Source organism: Acinetobacter sp. UBA1496 (assembly GCF_002324975.1).
GTDB classification, from domain to species: Bacteria; Pseudomonadota; Gammaproteobacteria; order Pseudomonadales; family Moraxellaceae; genus Acinetobacter; species Acinetobacter variabilis.
In genome coordinates this window covers 1-18,220 of record NZ_DCRI01000055.1, presented here as the reverse complement: position 1 = coordinate 18,220, position 18,220 = coordinate 1, and the positions used below count along the sequence as shown (strand labels likewise).

The window sequence follows — 18,220 nt, the reverse complement described above, 5'->3', positions numbered from 1 at the left end:
CAGCGATAATGTATACATCTGTATATTAATTGCTGTAAGTCGCGAGATATTTTGCATGTCCACTTCCCTAGACGGTCTTCAATTTCCCATTTCTGCTTCACAACAAAAACCAAGCACATCGAAAATCGGCCGTAACATTATTTCTGAAGCCTTAGGCGCAGTCGATCCTGTACATGCTACTGCAGCACAACAGGAAAAGAACTGGCGTAAGCAATATCCACTACACTTTAAACATCTGGTTGAAGGTGGATTACGCTCTGCGGGTGCAGCATTGAGTATTGCCAAGCAAGGTCTGGAAACCGCACATGCTAGCTTTGAGTTTTATCGTGATGGCCAGAAGCATCTACTAAAAGATGTGATGTCTCTGCCTGCTCAGAACCTGAATACTTTCCAGCTGAAAGGCCAGTCTGAAAAAGCCCCAGAATGGTATGTGCCTTACCATGGCAAAAAGCTGCAAGGACAAGCATTACTGGATCAGATCCAGTCTTGGGAAGAGCGTGGCATTGTCGAACCTAGTCATGCCAATGCGCTACGTGAATGTATTGCCCATCCGGAATGGTTTGACCTATCCGATCGTACCACTGTTCTATTTGGTGCCGCTTCTGAAGCAGGTCCACTGACCTGGTTGTCGAAATGGAAAGCCAATATCGTCGCGATCGATCTACCGAATACCCGGGTGTGGGGCAAGATTTTAGATACGGTTAGTCAAGGCAACGCCACTTTATATGCACCATCAGTTGAAGCGCTGCCAACTGATACTTCACTGGAAGTTTTAAAAGAAAAGCTAGGGGCTAACCTGCTCACCCAGATTCCTGAAATTGCCCAATGGCTGATTCAGTTCAAACAGGATCTGGATCTCGCGGCAATTGCTTATCTGGACGGTGAAAAGCACGTCCGTGTTTCTATGGCAATGGATGCCATTATGAAATATGTCAGTGAGCAGAAAGCCAACACCAGCCTGATGTATATGTGCACCCCGACGGATGTATATGCAGTTCCAGAAGAAGTGGTTCAGGCTTCACAAAGCAAATACCAGCAGTTGTCGAAACTGGAAAGTACTTTAACCAAAGGCATTTCACTGATTTCACGCAAGCATTTTTTCCAGAAAAATAAGCAGGATCTGTTTAAGGTTGGCGACAAGTCCTATGGTGTTTGCGACTGTCTGGTCGTTGAGCAAGGTCCAAACTATGCACTGGCTAAACGCATCCAGCAATGGCGTGCAACATTGGCTCGTGCCAGCGGGCAGCAAGTGAGCATCAATATCGCTCCTTCAACAACGACTTATTCAGTGACCAAGAATCCACTGCTGAAAGCTGCGTTTAATGGTGCCAGCCTGTTTGATGTAGAAGCGTTTGCACCTGAAACCACTAATGCGATTATGGCAGCCCTGTGGATTCATGACTTACGCAACTCTGAGTCTGTTGCAAATCCTGATGTACAACTCAATCACCCACTTGAATTGATGATGTCAGGCGCAAATCATGGCGGTTTATGGCGTGTGGCTTATCTGGCACGTACTGCTCTACCATTTGCCGCGCTTTATGGTTTTGCAACGGATAAACTGCCGAAGGGATTGTTGGGTAAGTTGAAGAAGTAATTTTTTCTGAAATAAAGATGAAATTACTTTTATTGGTCAGACGACATGGATGTCGCCGTTAGGCTGTCTTGCGTATCTTTCACAAGCAGTGCTTGTAAAGATACTCAGGAAATATCATCAGCCTAACAAAAGATTTTTGTTACCTTACGAAGTGCACTTCTCATCTTTCAAAAGTAAGACTAAGAAATACTTATTTTTTACATTTAGTTGAAATTAGCTATTAATCTCTCTATTGAAAGTACTTTTACCCTTCTGATTACCCTCACCCCCTTGCGCAGCAATGCTACTCATCCCATAGGGAGAGGGAGCATCATCCCTTATATTTCTAAAAGCCATGAGATAATAAAAAGTCTCTTATTTTCAGAAAGAAAATCGCTATTTCTTAAGGCTAAAACTTTTCTAGCACCCATAAAAAAACGCTGCCTAAGCAGCGTTTTTTACATCGAATTTCTTAGAACACTTTCAATAGAATCCAGTACAAACCACCTGATAAACAGATCGTTGCTGGCAAGGTGAATACCCAAGCAGACAGAATCGATTTCACCATTTTGAAGTTCAAGCCAGACTTATTCGCCACCATGGTACCTGCAACCGCAGAGTTCAGAACGTGAGTGGTAGAAACCGGCATACCAAAGCCATCAGCAGCCGCAATTGTAGACATGGCAACCAACTCAGCAGACATCCCCTGACCATAAGTCATGTGCTCTTTACCGATCCGTTCACCCACAGTCACGACAATTCGTTTCCAGCCGACCATCGTTCCCAGACCAAGTGCCAAGGCTGTTGCGACTTTTACCCAGGTCGGAATGTATTGCAGGAATGAATCCAGATTGTCACGGTATTCGTCGACGGTTTTTTCCTTAGCCTCGCTCATTGCCGGTAAAGCTTCTGCTTTGTCCAAACGTTTAAATGCTGTGGTGCTCAGGTACATATCATTACGGAATTCTGAAACTTGCGCTTCTGGAACATCTTTAATATTGCTGTAACTACCGACTTTATCACCCAAGTGATCCGTCAGGCTTGCCAGTGCAGGAACAACCTCAGCATTCAATTCTTTAGTTTGAATGTATGTGGTAATGATGGCACGAGCCTTCTCATCCGGAATATCTTCATGCTGCGGATAAATCGCATCAGCCGTTTGCGCAGACAACTGGCCAAAAGACTGGATATGAGCTGCATCCAGATTTTTGTTCAGTGAATATGCCAAAGGTACACAGCCGATCAGGATCAGCATGATCAGACCCATACCTTTTTGACCATCGTTTGAACCATGCGCGAAGCTCACACCAGTACAGGTAAAGATCAGAATCGCACGAATCAGCGGTGGTGGTGGCTTATTGCCTTCAGGTGGCTTGAACAGTTCAAGCTGCTTTCTGAAGATCTTTTTCACCAGCAGAAATAGCACTCCAGCAAAAGCAAAACCGATCAAAGGTGAGAACAGCAATGCTTTACCAACTTTCAGCACCTGCTCCATATCCACACCAGAAGCACCACTACCTGAATTTAGCAGGTAGTTCATGATGCCTACACCCAGAATCGAACCGATCAGGGTATGTGAACTGGAAGCAGGAATGCCAAGAAACCAGGTGCCCAGATTCCAAAGAATCGCAGCGATCAGCATGGCAAAGACCATGGCAAAACCGGCACCTGTGCCGACATTCATGATCAGTTCGACAGGCAATAATGCAATGATTCCGTATGCAACAGCACCACTGGCCACCATTACCCCAAGGAAATTACAGAAACCTGCCCACATGACTGCAACCGGTGCTGACAATGCATTGGTATAAATCACGGTCGCAACCGCATTGGCCGTGTCGTGGAAACCGTTGACGAATTCAAAGCCCAGCGCAATGAATAACGCCGTGCCTAAAAGAATCATTGAATACAGACCGATCGGTGGGACATGAGCTAAATCTGAAGTCAATTGGAAGCCGATATAGATTAGCGTGGAGATAATTAGAGTCAGAAACACCGGCATAAAAAATTTCGGTGTTGGCACATGAACATTGGCCGGCTTATCAGAAGGCGACTGTTGTGCTGAACCTAAGGGAGTTTGATTAGAATTCATGCAAGCAGGAATAGAGGATTCAAGAATCCCCATATTGTTCAGTTAAATTGTGACAATTATATGACAAAGTGCTGTCATATAAACCAGTTTTTTAGACTTTCTCGTTGCCGTTTATCCTGTAAACACATGCTCTAAATTTTAAAAATATACAAATATAATCAATTATTTATTAAAAATAAAACGCTTGAATCGCCCAGCTTTATTCATGTTTTGCAATATATCTGATCATTCCTACCCGGCTGTCATATTTCCGAGCCTGTCATATTTGATTAAAGATTAGCTTTGTTATATGACACTCTGATGAAAGCTGCTTACATTTTATTTTCCAGTCGCACGCTTTTATCAAGAACTTTAATATCCAGATTTCCATCTGTTTTCAACTTTCTATACCGGCTTGAGTTTCTTTATCAAATTTTCATATCAAGCATATCCAGCATTCTGTATAAGCGTTACAGAAAACTGCGCACTAATCTGTTAAGATTATTGCCGTTTTTGATGCTTACTGAGAAAGTTTGAATGTCCACACTTGCCACCCTAAAAGAACTTCTTGCCAAGAGAATTTTAATTATCGATGGTGCGATGGGTACCATGATCCAACGCCATAAATTGGAAGAAGCCGATTATCGTGGTGAGCGTTTTGCTGATTGGGCATACGACCTTAAAGGCAATAACGACTTACTTGTGCTGACTCAGCCACAGATTATTCAAGGCATTCATGAAGCTTATCTTGAAGCTGGTGCCGATATTATTGAAACCAATACTTTTAATGGTACCCGTGTTTCAATGTCTGACTATCACATGGAAGATCTGGTTCCTGAAATCAACCGTGAAGCGGCGCGTCTGGCTAAAGAAGCTTGTGCAAAATACTCAACCCCGGAAAAACCACGTTTTGTGGCAGGTGTGATTGGGCCGACATCACGAACCACTTCTATTTCTCCAAATGTAAATGACCCTGCCTTCCGTAATATCACTTTTGACGAATTGAAAGTGAATTACATCGAATCAACCAAGGCCTTGATTGAGGGTGGTGTCGATATCATCCTGATCGAAACTGTGTTCGATACTTTAAATGCCAAAGCTGCGATCTTTGCAGTGCAGGAAGTGTTTAAAGAACTTGGCACTGAATTGCCAATCATGATTTCCGGTACGATTACCGATGCGTCTGGTCGTACCCTGACTGGTCAAACTGCAGAAGCGTTCTGGAACTCGATGCGTCATGCAGAACCAATTTCGATTGGTTTTAACTGTGCTCTAGGTGCAGATGCCATGCGTCCACACGTAAAAACTGTATCTGACGTTGCTGATACCTTTGTTTCTGCGCATCCAAATGCCGGCTTGCCAAATGCGTTCGGTGGTTATGATGAAACTCCAGAAGAAACTGCAGCTTTCATTAAAGAATTTGCGGAAAGTGGTCTGATCAACATCACTGGTGGTTGTTGTGGTACGACACCAGATCACATCCGTGCGATTGCTCAAGCCGTTGAAGGTATTGCGCCGCGTAAAGTGCCAGAAATTGAGCCTGCATGCCGTTTAAGTGGTTTGGAACCATTTAACATCACTAAAGATTCATTGTTCGTTAACGTCGGTGAACGTACCAACGTCACTGGTTCGAAAAAATTCCTGCGTCTGATCAAAGAAGAGAACTTTGCCGAAGCTTTAGATGTTGCGCGTCAACAGGTTGAAGCCGGTGCACAGATCATCGACATCAACATGGATGAAGGCATGCTCGATTCAGAAGGTGCGATGGTGCACTTCCTGAATCTGGTCGCATCTGAACCTGATATCTCTCGTGTGCCAATCATGATTGACTCATCTAAATGGGAAATCATTGAAGCTGGTCTGAAATGCGTCCAAGGTAAAGCGGTTGTTAACTCGATTTCCCTGAAAGAAGGTTATGACGAGTTTGTAGAACGTGCCCGCCTCTGCCGTCAGTACGGTGCTGCGGTGATCGTGATGGCATTTGATGAAAGTGGTCAGGCTGATACTGCGGAACGCAAAAAAGAAATCTGTAAGCGTTCTTATGACGTGCTGGTGAATGAGGTTGGCTTCCCGTCTGAAGATATCATCTTTGACCCGAACGTGTTTGCGGTAGCAACCGGTATCGAAGAACATAACAACTATGCAGTTGATTTCATCGAAGCGACTGGCTGGATCAAACAGAACCTGCCAAATGCGATGATCTCTGGTGGTATCTCAAACGTATCCTTCTCCTTCCGTGGGAATGAGCCGGTACGTGAAGCGATCCATGCGGTATTCCTGTACTACGGTATCCAGCAAGGCTTAACCATGGGTATCGTGAATGCTGGTCAGCTGGCGATTTATGATGACATCGACAAAGATCTGAAAGATGCGGTTGAAGATGTGATCCTGAACCGTAACCAGGGTGAAAGCGGAAATGAAGCAACTGAAAAATTACTTGAAATTGCCGAGAAATACCGTGGTCAAGGTGGCGCGCAAAAGTCTGAAGAAAACCTTGAATGGCGTAATGAACCGGTTGAAAAGCGTCTTGAATATGCGCTAGTCAAAGGCATCACCACTTATATCGACCAAGATACTGAAGAAGCTCGTCTGAAAGCCGTTCGTCCCCTCGATGTGATCGAAGGTCCATTGATGGCCGGTATGAACGTGGTCGGCGACCTGTTCGGTGCCGGTAAAATGTTCCTGCCACAGGTGGTGAAATCTGCACGTGTGATGAAACAAGCCGTAGCTTGGTTGAACCCGTACATCGAAGCGGAAAAAACCCAAGGCGAAGCCAAAGGTAAAATCCTGATGGCGACCGTAAAAGGCGACGTACATGACATCGGTAAGAATATCGTTGGCGTGGTACTGGGCTGTAACGGTTATGACGTGGTCGATCTTGGTGTCATGGTGCCATGTGAAAAAATTCTACAAACTGCGATTGATGAAAAAGTTGACATCATTGGTTTGTCTGGCCTGATCACCCCTTCACTAGACGAGATGGTGTTTGTTGCCAAAGAAATGCAGCGTAAAGGCTTTAACATTCCATTGATGATTGGTGGCGCGACGACTTCTAAAGCACATACTGCTGTGAAAATTGCCCCTCAATACCAGAATGATGGCGTGTACTACACAGCTGATGCATCTCGTGCTGTAGGTGTGGCAACTCAACTGCTATCTGCGGAAATGAAGCCAAAACTGGCAGCAGACTATGCAGCGGATTATGAAAAAATCCGTACCCGTCTTGCCAACAAACAGCCAAAAGCTGCGAAGCTGTCTTATGCTGAATCGGTTGAAAATGGTTTTAAAATTGACTTCGACAAGAATGCACCATTTAAACCAAACTTCATTGGTTCACAGACGTTCATCAATTATCCTTTAGAAACTTTGGTGGAATACTTTGACTGGACACCGTTCTTCATTTCTTGGAGTCTTGCGGGCAAATTCCCGAAAATCCTTGAAGATGAAGTCGTTGGTGAAGCAGCACGTGACCTGTATGCACAAGCGCAAGCGATGTTGAAAGACATTATCGACAATAAACGTTTCGATGCGCGTGCAACGTTCAGCATCTACCCTGCAAATCGTACCGGTTCAGATACGGTTGCTGTGACTGATGAAGCTGGCAATGTAACGCATACCTTCGAGCACTTACGTCAGCAGTCTGACAAAGTCACTGGTAAAGCGAATTACTCTTTGGCTGACTTTATTGCACCGAAAGATGTAGCTCAGGATTACCTTGGCGGCTTTACCGTTTCGATCTTCGGTGCGGAAGAGCTGTCTCAGGAATATAAAGCCAAAGGTGATGACTATAATGCGATTATGGTTCAAGCCTTAGGTGACCGTTTTGCCGAAGCTTTTGCTGAGCATCTGCACCAGCGGATCCGTAAAGAGTTCTGGGGCTATCAGGCTGACGAAACTCTGGACAATGATGAATTGATCAAAGAGAAGTATGTCGGCATCCGTCCTGCACCGGGCTATCCTGCTTGTCCTGAACATTCTGAAAAAGCACCATTGTTCGACTGGTTAGGTACGACTGAGAAGATGGGGACTTACCTGACTTCTAGCTTTGCAATGTGGCCACCTTCATCAGTGAGCGGTTTCTATTATGCAAACCCTGAAACGGAATACTTTAACGTGGGCAAAATTTCTGGCGATCAGTTAGAAGATTATGCGAAGCGTAAAGGTTGGACGTTAGATGAAGCAAAACGCTGGTTAGCGCCGAATCTGGATGATTCAGTGGTTTAAGAATTCTCTGATTTAGAGAAGAAAAAATCCCCTCAAGTGAGGGGATTTTTTGTTTTAAATCTCCCCTAACCCCTCTTTTTCAAAGAGGGGGATTTCACGGATCGAATTGGTTACGTGACAGCTCATCCCTTTTTTAAAGGGAGGTTGGGAGGGATTAAATTGCTATAAATAGAACTAATATTTAAAATGCTTAAATCCATGAAAAATTTAAGATTGACAAATGGCAATAATAAAAAGTTTAGATCTTGGAAGCTTAGAGAGCATCTGTAAAACTTTAGGTGAAACTAATAACGGGCTTTCAGGAACAGAAATTACCAAGTATCTGGCTGAATGTAATATCAAAGATCTTCAATTAAATTCAACAAAATGGAAACGCTTATATGATGCTCTATACTCAAAACAAACTGAAGATCGCTGTTCCAATAATGTCTTAGCTTTTATTAAGTATGTTATGCGTCCTTCACGACATATCCATAAAAAGAATGGTTTGAAAATATACGAACTGAATTGAATTATGTATTGTCATTTGAAGGTTTTGAACTCACTGAAAGTGGCGAACTCAAGCAAGCAGACAAAGTTCAAACTTTTGATGAAGCTGAAGCACGAGCACAAAATTTAAGAAAAACTTTATTAGATAGAAAAATACATCCTGATGTCTTAGCCTTCTGTAGAGCAGAACTACTTGTAGATAATTATTTTCATGCGGTTTTTGAAGCCACTAAAAGTATTGCTGAGAAAATTAGAATCAAAACAAAACTAACAAGTGATGGTTCTGAATTAGTAGATCAAGCTTTTGCATATAAAAATAAAGTTCCTTATTTAGCCTTAAATAGTTTAACTACACCAAGTCATCAGAGTGAACAAAACGGTTTTATGCATTTACTTAAAGGGATATTTGGAACATTTAGAAATACTACAGCTCATGCCCCTAAAATCACATGGAATATAGATGAACAAGATGCTTTAGATATTTTATCAACTGTGTCCTTAATTCATAGAAAATTAGACAAAGTAGTTGAAGCTAAAAAAATGTATGAAGGTCAAATGTAATCCTTCCTAACCTCCCTTTGAAAAAGGGAGGAACTACGTGATTCCATAACCGCTATCAAATTCGTTTGAAGCCCCCCTTTATAAAAGGGGGATTTAGGGGGATTCTTTAGGAAGCTCATTCAAACAATATTTATAAATTACATTTGCTACATCATCAATCAGCCCTATCACCTGCCCATTATCAAACTTCAAAACCTTTAACTCAAGCTGAGCCAAAGCTTCATCACGAATTTGATCGGCTTCTAAACCCTCATCCGTAAAGTGCTGACTACCATCACATTCAATGACCAGGTTGGCAGCGGGACAGTAAAAATCCACAATGTAATTTAAAATTGGCTTCTGCCTATAAAACTGCAAACCTAAAATTTGCTTATTCCGAAGTCGTGACCATAATAATTTTTCAGCATCGGTCAGGTTGTTGCGTAAATCACGCGAGGCTTGCTTTAAGTTTTTATTGTAGGGTTTCATTTTTATTCTCTTTTATTTTTAATCTCCCCTCGCCCCTCTTTTTCAAAGAGGGGGACTCCACAGAAACAAATAAATTACGTGACAGCCCCTCCCTTTGAAAAAGGGAGGTTGGGAGGGATTTAATTTATCAAATATGCGCCCCTTTTCTAACCCATCAATCCCAAACTATTCATTTTTACACTTTTAAGTCTGCAAAATTCATCACTTTCATGAATAATAGACCAATAAATTTATCTCCCAAATCAATGACTCTTGGTGTTCCAATGAAGAAACTCATGAACGGTGCTGAAAACATCGTTGTCGAAATGTGCAAAGGCTTTGTCCTGGCACATCCAGAACTGGCATTTAATGAATCTTATAAAATCATTTCTCGAAAAGAAAAACACCAAAATGTCGCGCTGATCAGTGGTGGGGGTAGCGGTCATGAACCTGCTCATGCCGGTTTTGTCGGTCAAGGCATGCTGGACGCTGCCGTATGTGGTGACGTGTTCGCCTCACCTTCACAAATTCAGGTTTATAAAGCCTTGCAGCAAGTCGCTACTGACAAAGGCGTCCTGATGATTATCAAAAACTATTCTGGCGATATGATGAATTTCCAGAATGGCGCAGCCTTAGCAACTGAAGACGGCATCAAGGTTGATTACGTAAAAGTCGCAGATGACATCGCAGTAAAAGACAGCCTATATACAGTTGGTCGTCGCGGTGTTGCTGGTACAATCTTCGTGCATAAGATTGCCGGTGCTGCTGCCTCTAAAGGTTATGAGCTGGCACGTGTTAAAGAACTGGCACAAAAAGCGGCAGACAATGTAATGAGCCTTGGTTTTGCCTTTACCTCTTGTACCGTTCCAGCCAAAGGCACACCAACTTTCATTTTAGCTGAAGATGAAATGGAATATGGCGTCGGTATCCACGGTGAACCGGGGATCCGTCGTGAAAAGATTCTGCCTTCTAAAGAACTGGCGCAACGTATTATCGATGACCTGTTTCTGGACCGTCCTGATTTGACTGAAGTTGCAGTTCTAGTAAATGGCTTTGGTACAACACCACTGCAAGAATTGTATGTGTTCAATAATGATGTATGTGAACATCTGGCAAGTAAAGGCATCAAAATTTACCGTACCTTTGTCGGCAACTACATGACCAGTATCGACATGGCCGGTGCATCAGTTTCCCTACTAGCTGTGGATGATGAACTAAAAACTTATCTGGATGCAGAAGCCAATACGCCTGCTTTTAAAATGGATGGTTCACCTGTACTGCCATTTGAGTTTGCAGCCAAAGGTCAAACGGCTACCCGTACAGTGAATACAGATGTTGAAACACATCCTGAACATGCTGTGATTGCCAATGAACAGTTCACTATCGAGAACATGCGCTATGTTGTGGATGTGATGAGTGCCTGCATCATTAAAAATGAAGTGCCTTTCTGTGAACTGGATACCCATGCCGGCGATGGCGACTTCGGTATGAGTGTTGCCAAAGGCTTTAAACAACTCAAACGCCAGTGGCATGAACTGGTTCAGGCTAAACAGATGGATGATTTCCTGCTGAACTGTTCCATGATCATTATGGAACATTGTGGCGGTGCTTCAGGTCCAATCTGGGGTTCTGCCTTCCGTTCAGCCAGTAAATCCATTAAAGGCAAAACCACATTGACTGTGGCAGATTTTGCTGACATGCTGCAAGCAGCAGTCAAAGGCATTCAGATTACAGGCGAACGTTCATTTGGTCGTGGAGCTGTGGTCGGTGACAAAACCCTGATTGATGCTCTGGTTCCATGTGCAGATTCATGGTCTACTAATACCGACAAGACCTTCAAAGAGAACTTTGTTCTAGGCGCTCAAGCAGCAGTTCAAGGTGCGGAATCCACCAAAGATATCGTCGCACGTATGGGTCGTGCAGGTACGGTCGGTGATCGAAGTCTGGGTTATCCGGATGCTGGTGCGCATGGTTTAGGTGTGATCTTTACTGATATTGCTGAGCATATTAAATAATTAAAAATCCCTCCTAACCTCCCTTTAGAAAAGAGAGGAACCACGCGAATTTAATATTGTTATTTGATCCATATGGAGTCCCCCTTTGTAAAAGGGGGATTTGGGGGGATTCCATTCCTTTATTTAAATCTCTCCAAAAACTTCTCCAACTCCTCCGTCACCACGACTCTTTTTCTACCCTTTAATTGATCTTTATCCAGCAAACCTTCTGAGTCTACAACTAGTACTTTGTGTCCATCCTGTTTTAAACGATCTACGCCTTCAAACAGCATTCGGGCACCGACATCATGCATTAGCGTAAGATTAGTTAAATCGAGAATAATGGTGCTTTTACCTTCTGGTTCATCCTGCAAGATCCGTAGCAGCATTTCAGACTCGGTAAACTGCAATACGCCACGCAGTTCATAAACTACGACGTTATTCTTTTTCCCCACTGTGTAACGACTTTGCAAAATGGTCTGTGCTGACGGCGTACCTTCCATGAGATGCAGTCCCATATCGTGAGAGAGATTTTCAAAGATTCTGACCCCACGCACACTATTACCATGCTCATCAATTTTCGGAGAAAATACCGCAATTCCCACTTGCCCTGGCAGCACTCCAATAATGCCACCTGCCACGCCACTCTTGGCTGGAATACCAACTGTAGTCAACCAGTCACCGGCAGCATCGTACATACCGCAGGTCAGCATGACACTGAGTAATTGCCGGACTAAAGCCCGATCCAGCATGCGCTTCCCTGTCTTGGGATGCACACCACCATTGGCCAATATACTGGTAATCACCGCCAGATCTTTGACGGTGACTTTAATGGCGCATTGCTTGATATAGCCATGCACGATTTCTTTAGGATCTTCATCCAGCACACCAACCGTACGTAGCATATAGCCAATCGACATATTCCGAAAAGCCGTTTTAATCTCGGAGTTATACACCTGCTCATCAAAGGACAATTCACGTCCAGCCAGTCCACTGAGAAAACGGCGTAACTGTTCAGCACGTGATACCGTTTTCTTGGCAGGAATCAGAGAATGTGTGGTAATCGCGCCAGAATTAATCATCGGATTTTTGGGAATATTGCGTTCTTTTTCCAACGAAATCTGATTGAAAGCCTCACCTGACGGTTCTACGCCGACTTTTTCAAGCACCTTTGCCAGTCCAATTTCTTTAATGGCTAGCGCATAAGCAAAAGGCTTGGAAAGCGACTGCATGGTAAATTCAACATCATCATCTCCAGCAGAATAGATGGTTCCATCTACGGTCGATAGCGCAAGTCCGAGCTTGTCAGGATTAACCGACGCGAGTTCAGGAATGTAATCTGCCAGTGCGCCTTTTTTATTGTCATGGCAAGCAGAAAGCACATGATTCAAATAATCCGGTACCGGCGTTTTCATGGCAAATGCTCCCATCTCAATCTTTTATATCATTTTTATTAAAACTGAATACTGAAGGCGGTTTTGCTACTTTTATGCAGTTTTATGTTGTGAAAATGGGAGATGGGCAAAAGAGATAGAAAAAATAGAAGACTTAACTAGACTAAATAAGGAATCTTAAAATAGATAAATCATAAAGATGAGCACATTATTTTCAGATTACAGGTCTATTTCTATCAAGCAATAAACCTGTAACCGATGACAACCAGCTTGATCTTTCAAGCAGATTATTTCACCTTAGTTTTGCGAATCATCTTATACAACACTTTTGGCGATAGACGTGAAACTAAAACACCTAGTTTTTCTTTAGAGCCACCCACCACGATATATTCTTCGCCACGTTTCAACGCTTCTACAGTCTGACGGGCAAAATCAGCTGGTTCCAGTCCATTTTCAATCGCTTCATCCTGCTTGGCCTGAGGTTTACCTTCCCCATTTAAGGCGTTAAAAGACACATTGGTTTTAATAAAGCCCGGGAAAATCACGGATACCTGAATACCCTGATCTGCCATTTCAGCGCGCAGGCTGTTCGCCCACATATGAATTGCACCTTTGGCTGCTGAATAAGACGCCCGATATTGAGTTCCAAGTAGACCGGCTACACTAGAAATAAAGGCAATCCGGCCAGATTTCTGTTTTAAAAACGTCGGTAAAACCGTTTTGGTCAAAAACACCTGAGAGAAATAATCGACTTCCATAATGGCGCGTTCAGTCTGCATAGTGGTTTCCTGAATCAGGGCACGCTGACTGAGTCCGGCATTATTGATCAGCCAGTCGATACGTCCCTTTTCACTCAGCACCTGTTCATAAGCCGTACGTACCTGACTTTCATCAGTAATATCAGCTACGACTGAGATGTGTTGATCAGGTTTCACCAGTCCTGCACGGACTTTTTCCAGTTCTTCCAAACGTCGTGCAGTCAATATTATCTGTGCACCTTGTGCAGCACATTCTTCGGCCAGTGCCTTACCAATTCCTGAAGATGCTCCGGTAATCCAGACGACTTTTCCCTGTAAATTTTCTAGTTTTGCCATTAAATCCTGTTAGCCTCTTTATATGAATATGTGCCTGGCGGCATTTCATCTTCCAGAAATGCCAGCAACTGCTCAAAATAATAACTCATGGTATCCGCATCATAGAAGCTACCTAGTTTATCAAAACGTTTATAACCCAGTTGTGTGGTCAGGTGAATCACACCATTCAATGTTTTATCCACCACCACATTAAATTTGAGCATCTTTTTCGGTTCACGCACCAGATGCGTCACGCCCTGATCCACCACCTGAATAAAAGCTTTCAATGCCGGTGAGACATACTGATTATTGCCACCTTTTATTTGCTCTACACAGCCTAACAGTTCCGTGATCAGCATGCGTTCTACCGGATAACGAACAAAATATCCATCCTCATTTTCATGGGTCATCTTGTACAGATAGTTCACCATGGGAATCAACCGGTCATTACCAAAAAAAGAAACCGACCACGGCATATATTTGCGAGTCGTTTCTAAAATCTGTTGAATGACTTTTTCAGATTCCTGATCTGGGGAACTGGAGAGCTGCACCACACGACCAAAAATCTGGTCAATAATTTCACAGGCAATATCGGCCAGATTTTCACCGAGCAATTTGGCCAGACTTTCCTGTTCGCCAGCATTAAATCGGGAATGCAGGTCTTTAAAGCGTTGATGGGTATCGGGGTGAATCTTGAGAGAAATGCTATAGCTCATCTTGTTATCCTTTTTTTAATCGTCTGCGATGAGTCGCGTTTTATCAATCTATCATACGTTGAGTTCAGGCAGCTGCCAATTGGCAAAAGTTTGCTTTTGGTTAAGCTGCCGCATGCCTTGATTTTTTGCTACAATAGATGCAATTTTTTATCCACTTTTGATCTGTTTAGACTATGACTGATTCAGCGCAAAATATTGCTACGACCTACGATCCGACCGAGATCGAGAAAAAATGGTACCAAACCTGGGAAGAGCGCGGTTACTTCAAGCCGTCTCAAAAAGGTGAATCATTCTGTATCATGATTCCGCCGCCAAACGTCACTGGTAGCTTGCACATGGGTCATGGTTTTAACAATGCCATCATGGATGCCTTGACTCGTTATAATCGTATGTCAGGCAAAAATACCTTATGGCAGCCAGGTACTGACCATGCGGGTATTGCAACCCAGATGGTTGTTGAGCGTCAGTTAGGTGCTCAAGGCGTAAGCCGTCATGATCTGGGCCGTGAAAAGTTCATCGAAAAAGTTTGGGAATGGAAAGAACAGTCTGGCGGTAATATCACCCGTCAAATCCGTCGTTTAGGTTCTTCCGTCGACTGGTCACGTGAACGCTTCACCATGGATGAAGGTTTATCTAACGCCGTTAAAGAAGTGTTTGTGAAACTGCATGAAGAAGGCCTGATTTACCGCGGTAAACGTCTGGTGAACTGGGATCCTAAATTGCAAACTGCCCTGTCCGACCTTGAGGTAGAATCTGATAAAGAAGAACAAAGCTCATTGTGGCACTTCAAATATTTCTTTGAAGATAAATCGCTTCGCACTCAAGATGGCAAAGACCATATTGTCGTTGCCACCACTCGTCCAGAAACATTACTCGGTGATACTGCGGTTGCGGTCAACCCTGAAGATGAGCGTTATGCACATCTTGTCGGCAAAAATATTGTATTGCCAATTACTGGCCGTACAGTTGCCATCGTTGCTGACGAATATGTAGAAAAAGAATTCGGTACAGGCTGTGTGAAAATTACGCCTGCGCACGACTTCAATGACTATGAAGTGGGTAAACGCTGTGGTCTGGCACTGATCAACATCTTCAACAAAAATGCCGAAGTTCTGGCTGAGTTTGAATATATCGAAAAAGCCGGTGAGCAGATTTCTAAAACTATCCCTGCGCCTGCAGACTATATCGGTTTAGAACGTTTTGAAGCACGTAAAAAACTGGTTGAGCAAGCGGAAGCTGAAGGCTGGTTAGACCAAATTCAACCATATACGCTGAAACCACCTCGCGGTGACCGTTCAGGCGTGATCGTTGAGCCATTATTGACAGACCAATGGTATGTAAAAATTGCTCCACTGGCTGAACCTGCGATTGAAGCGGTTAAAGATGGCCGTATCAAGTTCGTTCCTGAGCAGTACAGCAATATGTACATGGCGTGGATGAACAACATTCAGGACTGGTGTATCTCGCGTCAATTGTGGTGGGGTCACCGTATTCCGGCCTGGTACGATGCTGAAGGCAATGTATTTGTCGGTCGTAACGAAGAAGAAGTTCGTGCGAAACACGGTATTGCACCTGAAGTTGAATTGAAACAGGACGAAGATGTACTGGATACCTGGTTCTCTTCTGGTTTGTGGACATTCTCAACTTTAGGTTGGACTGGCGACGAAGCGAAAGACAAAGACAACTATTTCTTGAATACTTTCCACCCGACTGATGTATTGGTCACTGGTTTTGACATCATCTTCTTCTGGGTTGCCCGGATGATCATGATGACCATGCACTTCATGAAGAATGAAGATGGCACACCACAAGTACCATTTAAAACTGTGTATGTACACGGTCTGGTACGTGATGGCGAAGGTCAGAAGATGTCTAAGTCTAAGGGTAACGTACTTGACCCATTAGACCTGATTGACGGTGTCGATCTTGAGACTCTGGTACAAAAACGTACTTATGGTTTGATGAATCCTAAACAAGCTGCGAAGATTGAGAAATTAACTCGTAAAGAATTCCCAGAAGGTATTCAGGCTTACGGTACGGATGCGGTTCGTTTCACTTTCTGTGCCCTTGCCAACACTGGCCGTGATATCAAATTCGACATGAAACGTGTGGAAGGTTACCGTAACTTCGCCAACAAAATCTGGAACGGTACCCGTTTCGTGATGATGAACGTCGAAGGTCAAACTGTTGGTCAAACTGCACGTCCTGATCTGTGGGAATTGCCTGAACAATGGATCGTAAGCCGTCTGCAAAAAGCAGAACAAGCGGTTCAGCAAGCATTCGCGACTTACCGTCTTGATCTTGCTGCTCAAGCGATCTACGAATTTATCTGGAATGAATACTGTGACTGGTATGTCGAGCTGACCAAACCGGTTCTGAATGATGAAAACGTATCTGAAGAGCGTAAAGCTGAAGTTCGTCGCGTATTATTAGCTGTGATGGAAGCGTCTTTACGTCTTGCTCACCCAATCATGCCGTATCTGACTGAAGAAATCTGGCAAACGCTTGCTCCTAAACTGGGGATCTCTGGCGAGACTATCATGCTGGCTCAATACCCTGTTGCAGATGAAGCGAAGATCAACGAACAGGCTGAAGCAGACATGCAATGGCTACAAGGTTTGATCGGTGCTGTACGTAACATCCGTGGTGAGATGGGCTTAGGTAATGCGCGTCTGTTACCAGTTCTTCTCCAGAACACCACTGAAGCTGAAAAAGCACAGATTACTCGTATCGAAGCCTTGTTCAAGGCATTGGCGAAAGTTGAAAGCATCACTTTCCTAGCTGATGGCGAACAACCACCGTTGTCTTCATCTTCAGTTGTTGGTCACGTATCTGTATATGTTCCAATGAAGGGCTTGATTGATCCTAAAGCAGAATTGGGCCGTCTGCAAAAAGACCTAGATAAGGTTCAAAAACAGCATGACCAGATTGCTAATAAACTTTCTAATGAAGGTTTCGTAGCAAAAGCACCTGCTGCTGTAGTTGAAGGTGAACGTGCGAAACTGGCTGAATTTGCTGACCAGTTAGCGAAGATTAAAGCGAATATGGAGCAGATTGCAGCGCTTTAATGTGTTGTTAGTTTGATCTAATTTGTGTATAAAGGGCTGATTATTCAGCCCTTTATTTTTAAATATGAAAAAAATTACAGAAACTGAACTAGATAATCAGAAAATTTCACTTTTTCCCAAAGATGATTTAACTTCCAACAAAAATTCCTTTACAATTATAATTGGATCTAATAATTCTGGTAAAAGTAGACTTTTAAATAAAATAATTATGCTAGCTAGTAAAGAAGATTATAACTTTTCTAGAATAATTGGATTTTCTTCCGCACACTTCAATAAGCTCCCAACACCTTGGAAAATTAATAAAAATTATATTAAATTTTCTACAAATCCAGCAGATTTTGTTTTTGGACAAGATAAACATCATAAAGATTTAGCTAGATACAAAAATATAATAGAAAATTATATTAAATATAATGAGGTAGATTTCTTAATAAAAAATAACATTAGCTCTTTACATTTATTCCAGTTATTTGAAATTTTCATATCTTCCAATAAGAATCAATTACATAAATCACAAGATTGGAAAATTATTTCTAAATTCCTAAACCTACCAAACTCTATTGAATTCAAAATAACAAAGTCCACTCATTAGATCTCTTGCGAAAGT

12 protein-coding genes are annotated in these 18,220 nt (G+C 43.0%); 7 read left to right on the top strand and 5 right to left on the bottom strand.

Annotated elements, in window-relative coordinates; translation table 11 throughout:
• Positions 1-55: 55 nt before the first annotated feature.
• Positions 56-1,597, top strand: coding sequence for a hypothetical protein (locus tag B3143_RS06295; RefSeq protein ID WP_262477613.1), 1,542 nt, complete (start codon positions 56-58; stop codon positions 1,595-1,597).
• A 451-nt stretch (positions 1,598-2,048) separates the two neighbouring features.
• On the opposite strand, the gene B3143_RS06290 is transcribed toward B3143_RS06295, so the two are convergent.
• Positions 2,049-3,668: an inorganic phosphate transporter gene (locus B3143_RS06290; protein WP_286739876.1), complete on the bottom strand. Its 1,620-nt coding sequence runs from the start codon at positions 3,666-3,668 to the stop codon at positions 2,049-2,051.
• Positions 3,669-4,184: 516 nt separating this feature from the next.
• On the opposite strand from B3143_RS06290, the gene metH reads away from it, so the two are divergent.
• The 3 genes from metH to B3143_RS06275 all read left to right on the top strand — a co-directional run bounded on the left by metH (position 4,185) and on the right by B3143_RS06275 (position 8,921).
• Positions 4,185-7,871, top strand: coding sequence for a methionine synthase (metH, locus tag B3143_RS06285; RefSeq protein WP_286739874.1), 3,687 nt, complete (start codon positions 4,185-4,187; stop codon positions 7,869-7,871).
• Positions 7,872-8,091: 220 nt separating this feature from the next.
• Positions 8,092-8,382 carry a hypothetical protein gene (locus B3143_RS06280; protein WP_262735902.1) on the top strand — a complete coding sequence of 97 codons (291 nt, stop codon included), beginning with the start codon at positions 8,092-8,094 and terminating at the stop codon, positions 8,380-8,382.
• Positions 8,383-8,390: 8 nt separating this feature from the next.
• Complete coding sequence (locus B3143_RS06275; protein ID WP_262735901.1) at positions 8,391-8,921, top strand: TIGR02391 family protein; 531 nt, start codon at positions 8,391-8,393, stop codon at positions 8,919-8,921.
• 93 nt (positions 8,922-9,014) lie between these two features.
• On the opposite strand, the gene B3143_RS06270 is transcribed toward B3143_RS06275, so the two are convergent.
• Positions 9,015-9,389: an endonuclease domain-containing protein gene (locus B3143_RS06270; RefSeq protein WP_262735900.1), complete on the bottom strand. Its 375-nt coding sequence runs from the start codon at positions 9,387-9,389 to the stop codon at positions 9,015-9,017.
• A 263-nt stretch (positions 9,390-9,652) separates the two neighbouring features.
• Here B3143_RS06270 and dhaK point away from each other — a divergent pair, with 263 nt between their 5' ends.
• On the top strand, positions 9,653-11,383 hold the full coding sequence (dhaK, locus tag B3143_RS06265; RefSeq protein WP_262735899.1) for a dihydroxyacetone kinase subunit DhaK: 1,731 nt from the start codon (positions 9,653-9,655) through the stop codon (positions 11,381-11,383).
• A 119-nt stretch (positions 11,384-11,502) separates the two neighbouring features.
• On the opposite strand, the gene B3143_RS06260 is transcribed toward dhaK, so the two are convergent.
• The 3 genes from B3143_RS06260 to B3143_RS06250 form a co-directional block, all read right to left on the bottom strand.
• Positions 11,503-12,777 carry a glutaminase gene (locus B3143_RS06260; RefSeq protein WP_262735898.1) on the bottom strand — a complete coding sequence of 425 codons (1,275 nt, stop codon included), beginning with the start codon at positions 12,775-12,777 and terminating at the stop codon, positions 11,503-11,505.
• Positions 12,778-13,043: 266 nt separating this feature from the next.
• Positions 13,044-13,850, bottom strand: a complete 807-nt coding sequence (locus B3143_RS06255; protein WP_262735897.1) for an SDR family oxidoreductase — start codon at positions 13,848-13,850, stop codon at positions 13,044-13,046.
• Positions 13,850-14,545, bottom strand: a complete 696-nt coding sequence (locus tag B3143_RS06250; protein ID WP_262735896.1) for a hypothetical protein — start codon at positions 14,543-14,545, stop codon at positions 13,850-13,852. Before B3143_RS06250 ends, B3143_RS06255 begins: the two co-directional genes overlap by 1 nt.
• Positions 14,546-14,718: 173 nt before the next feature.
• Here B3143_RS06250 and B3143_RS06245 point away from each other — a divergent pair, with 173 nt between their 5' ends.
• Together B3143_RS06245 and B3143_RS06240 are read left to right on the top strand one after the other, a co-directional pair.
• Positions 14,719-17,613 (top strand): valine--tRNA ligase, encoded by a 2,895-nt coding sequence (locus tag B3143_RS06245; RefSeq protein WP_286739867.1) that lies wholly within the window; start codon positions 14,719-14,721, stop codon positions 17,611-17,613.
• 64 nt (positions 17,614-17,677) lie between these two features.
• Positions 17,678-18,205, top strand: coding sequence for a hypothetical protein (locus tag B3143_RS06240; protein ID WP_286739865.1), 528 nt, complete (start codon positions 17,678-17,680; stop codon positions 18,203-18,205).
• Positions 18,206-18,220: the final 15 nt, after the last annotated feature.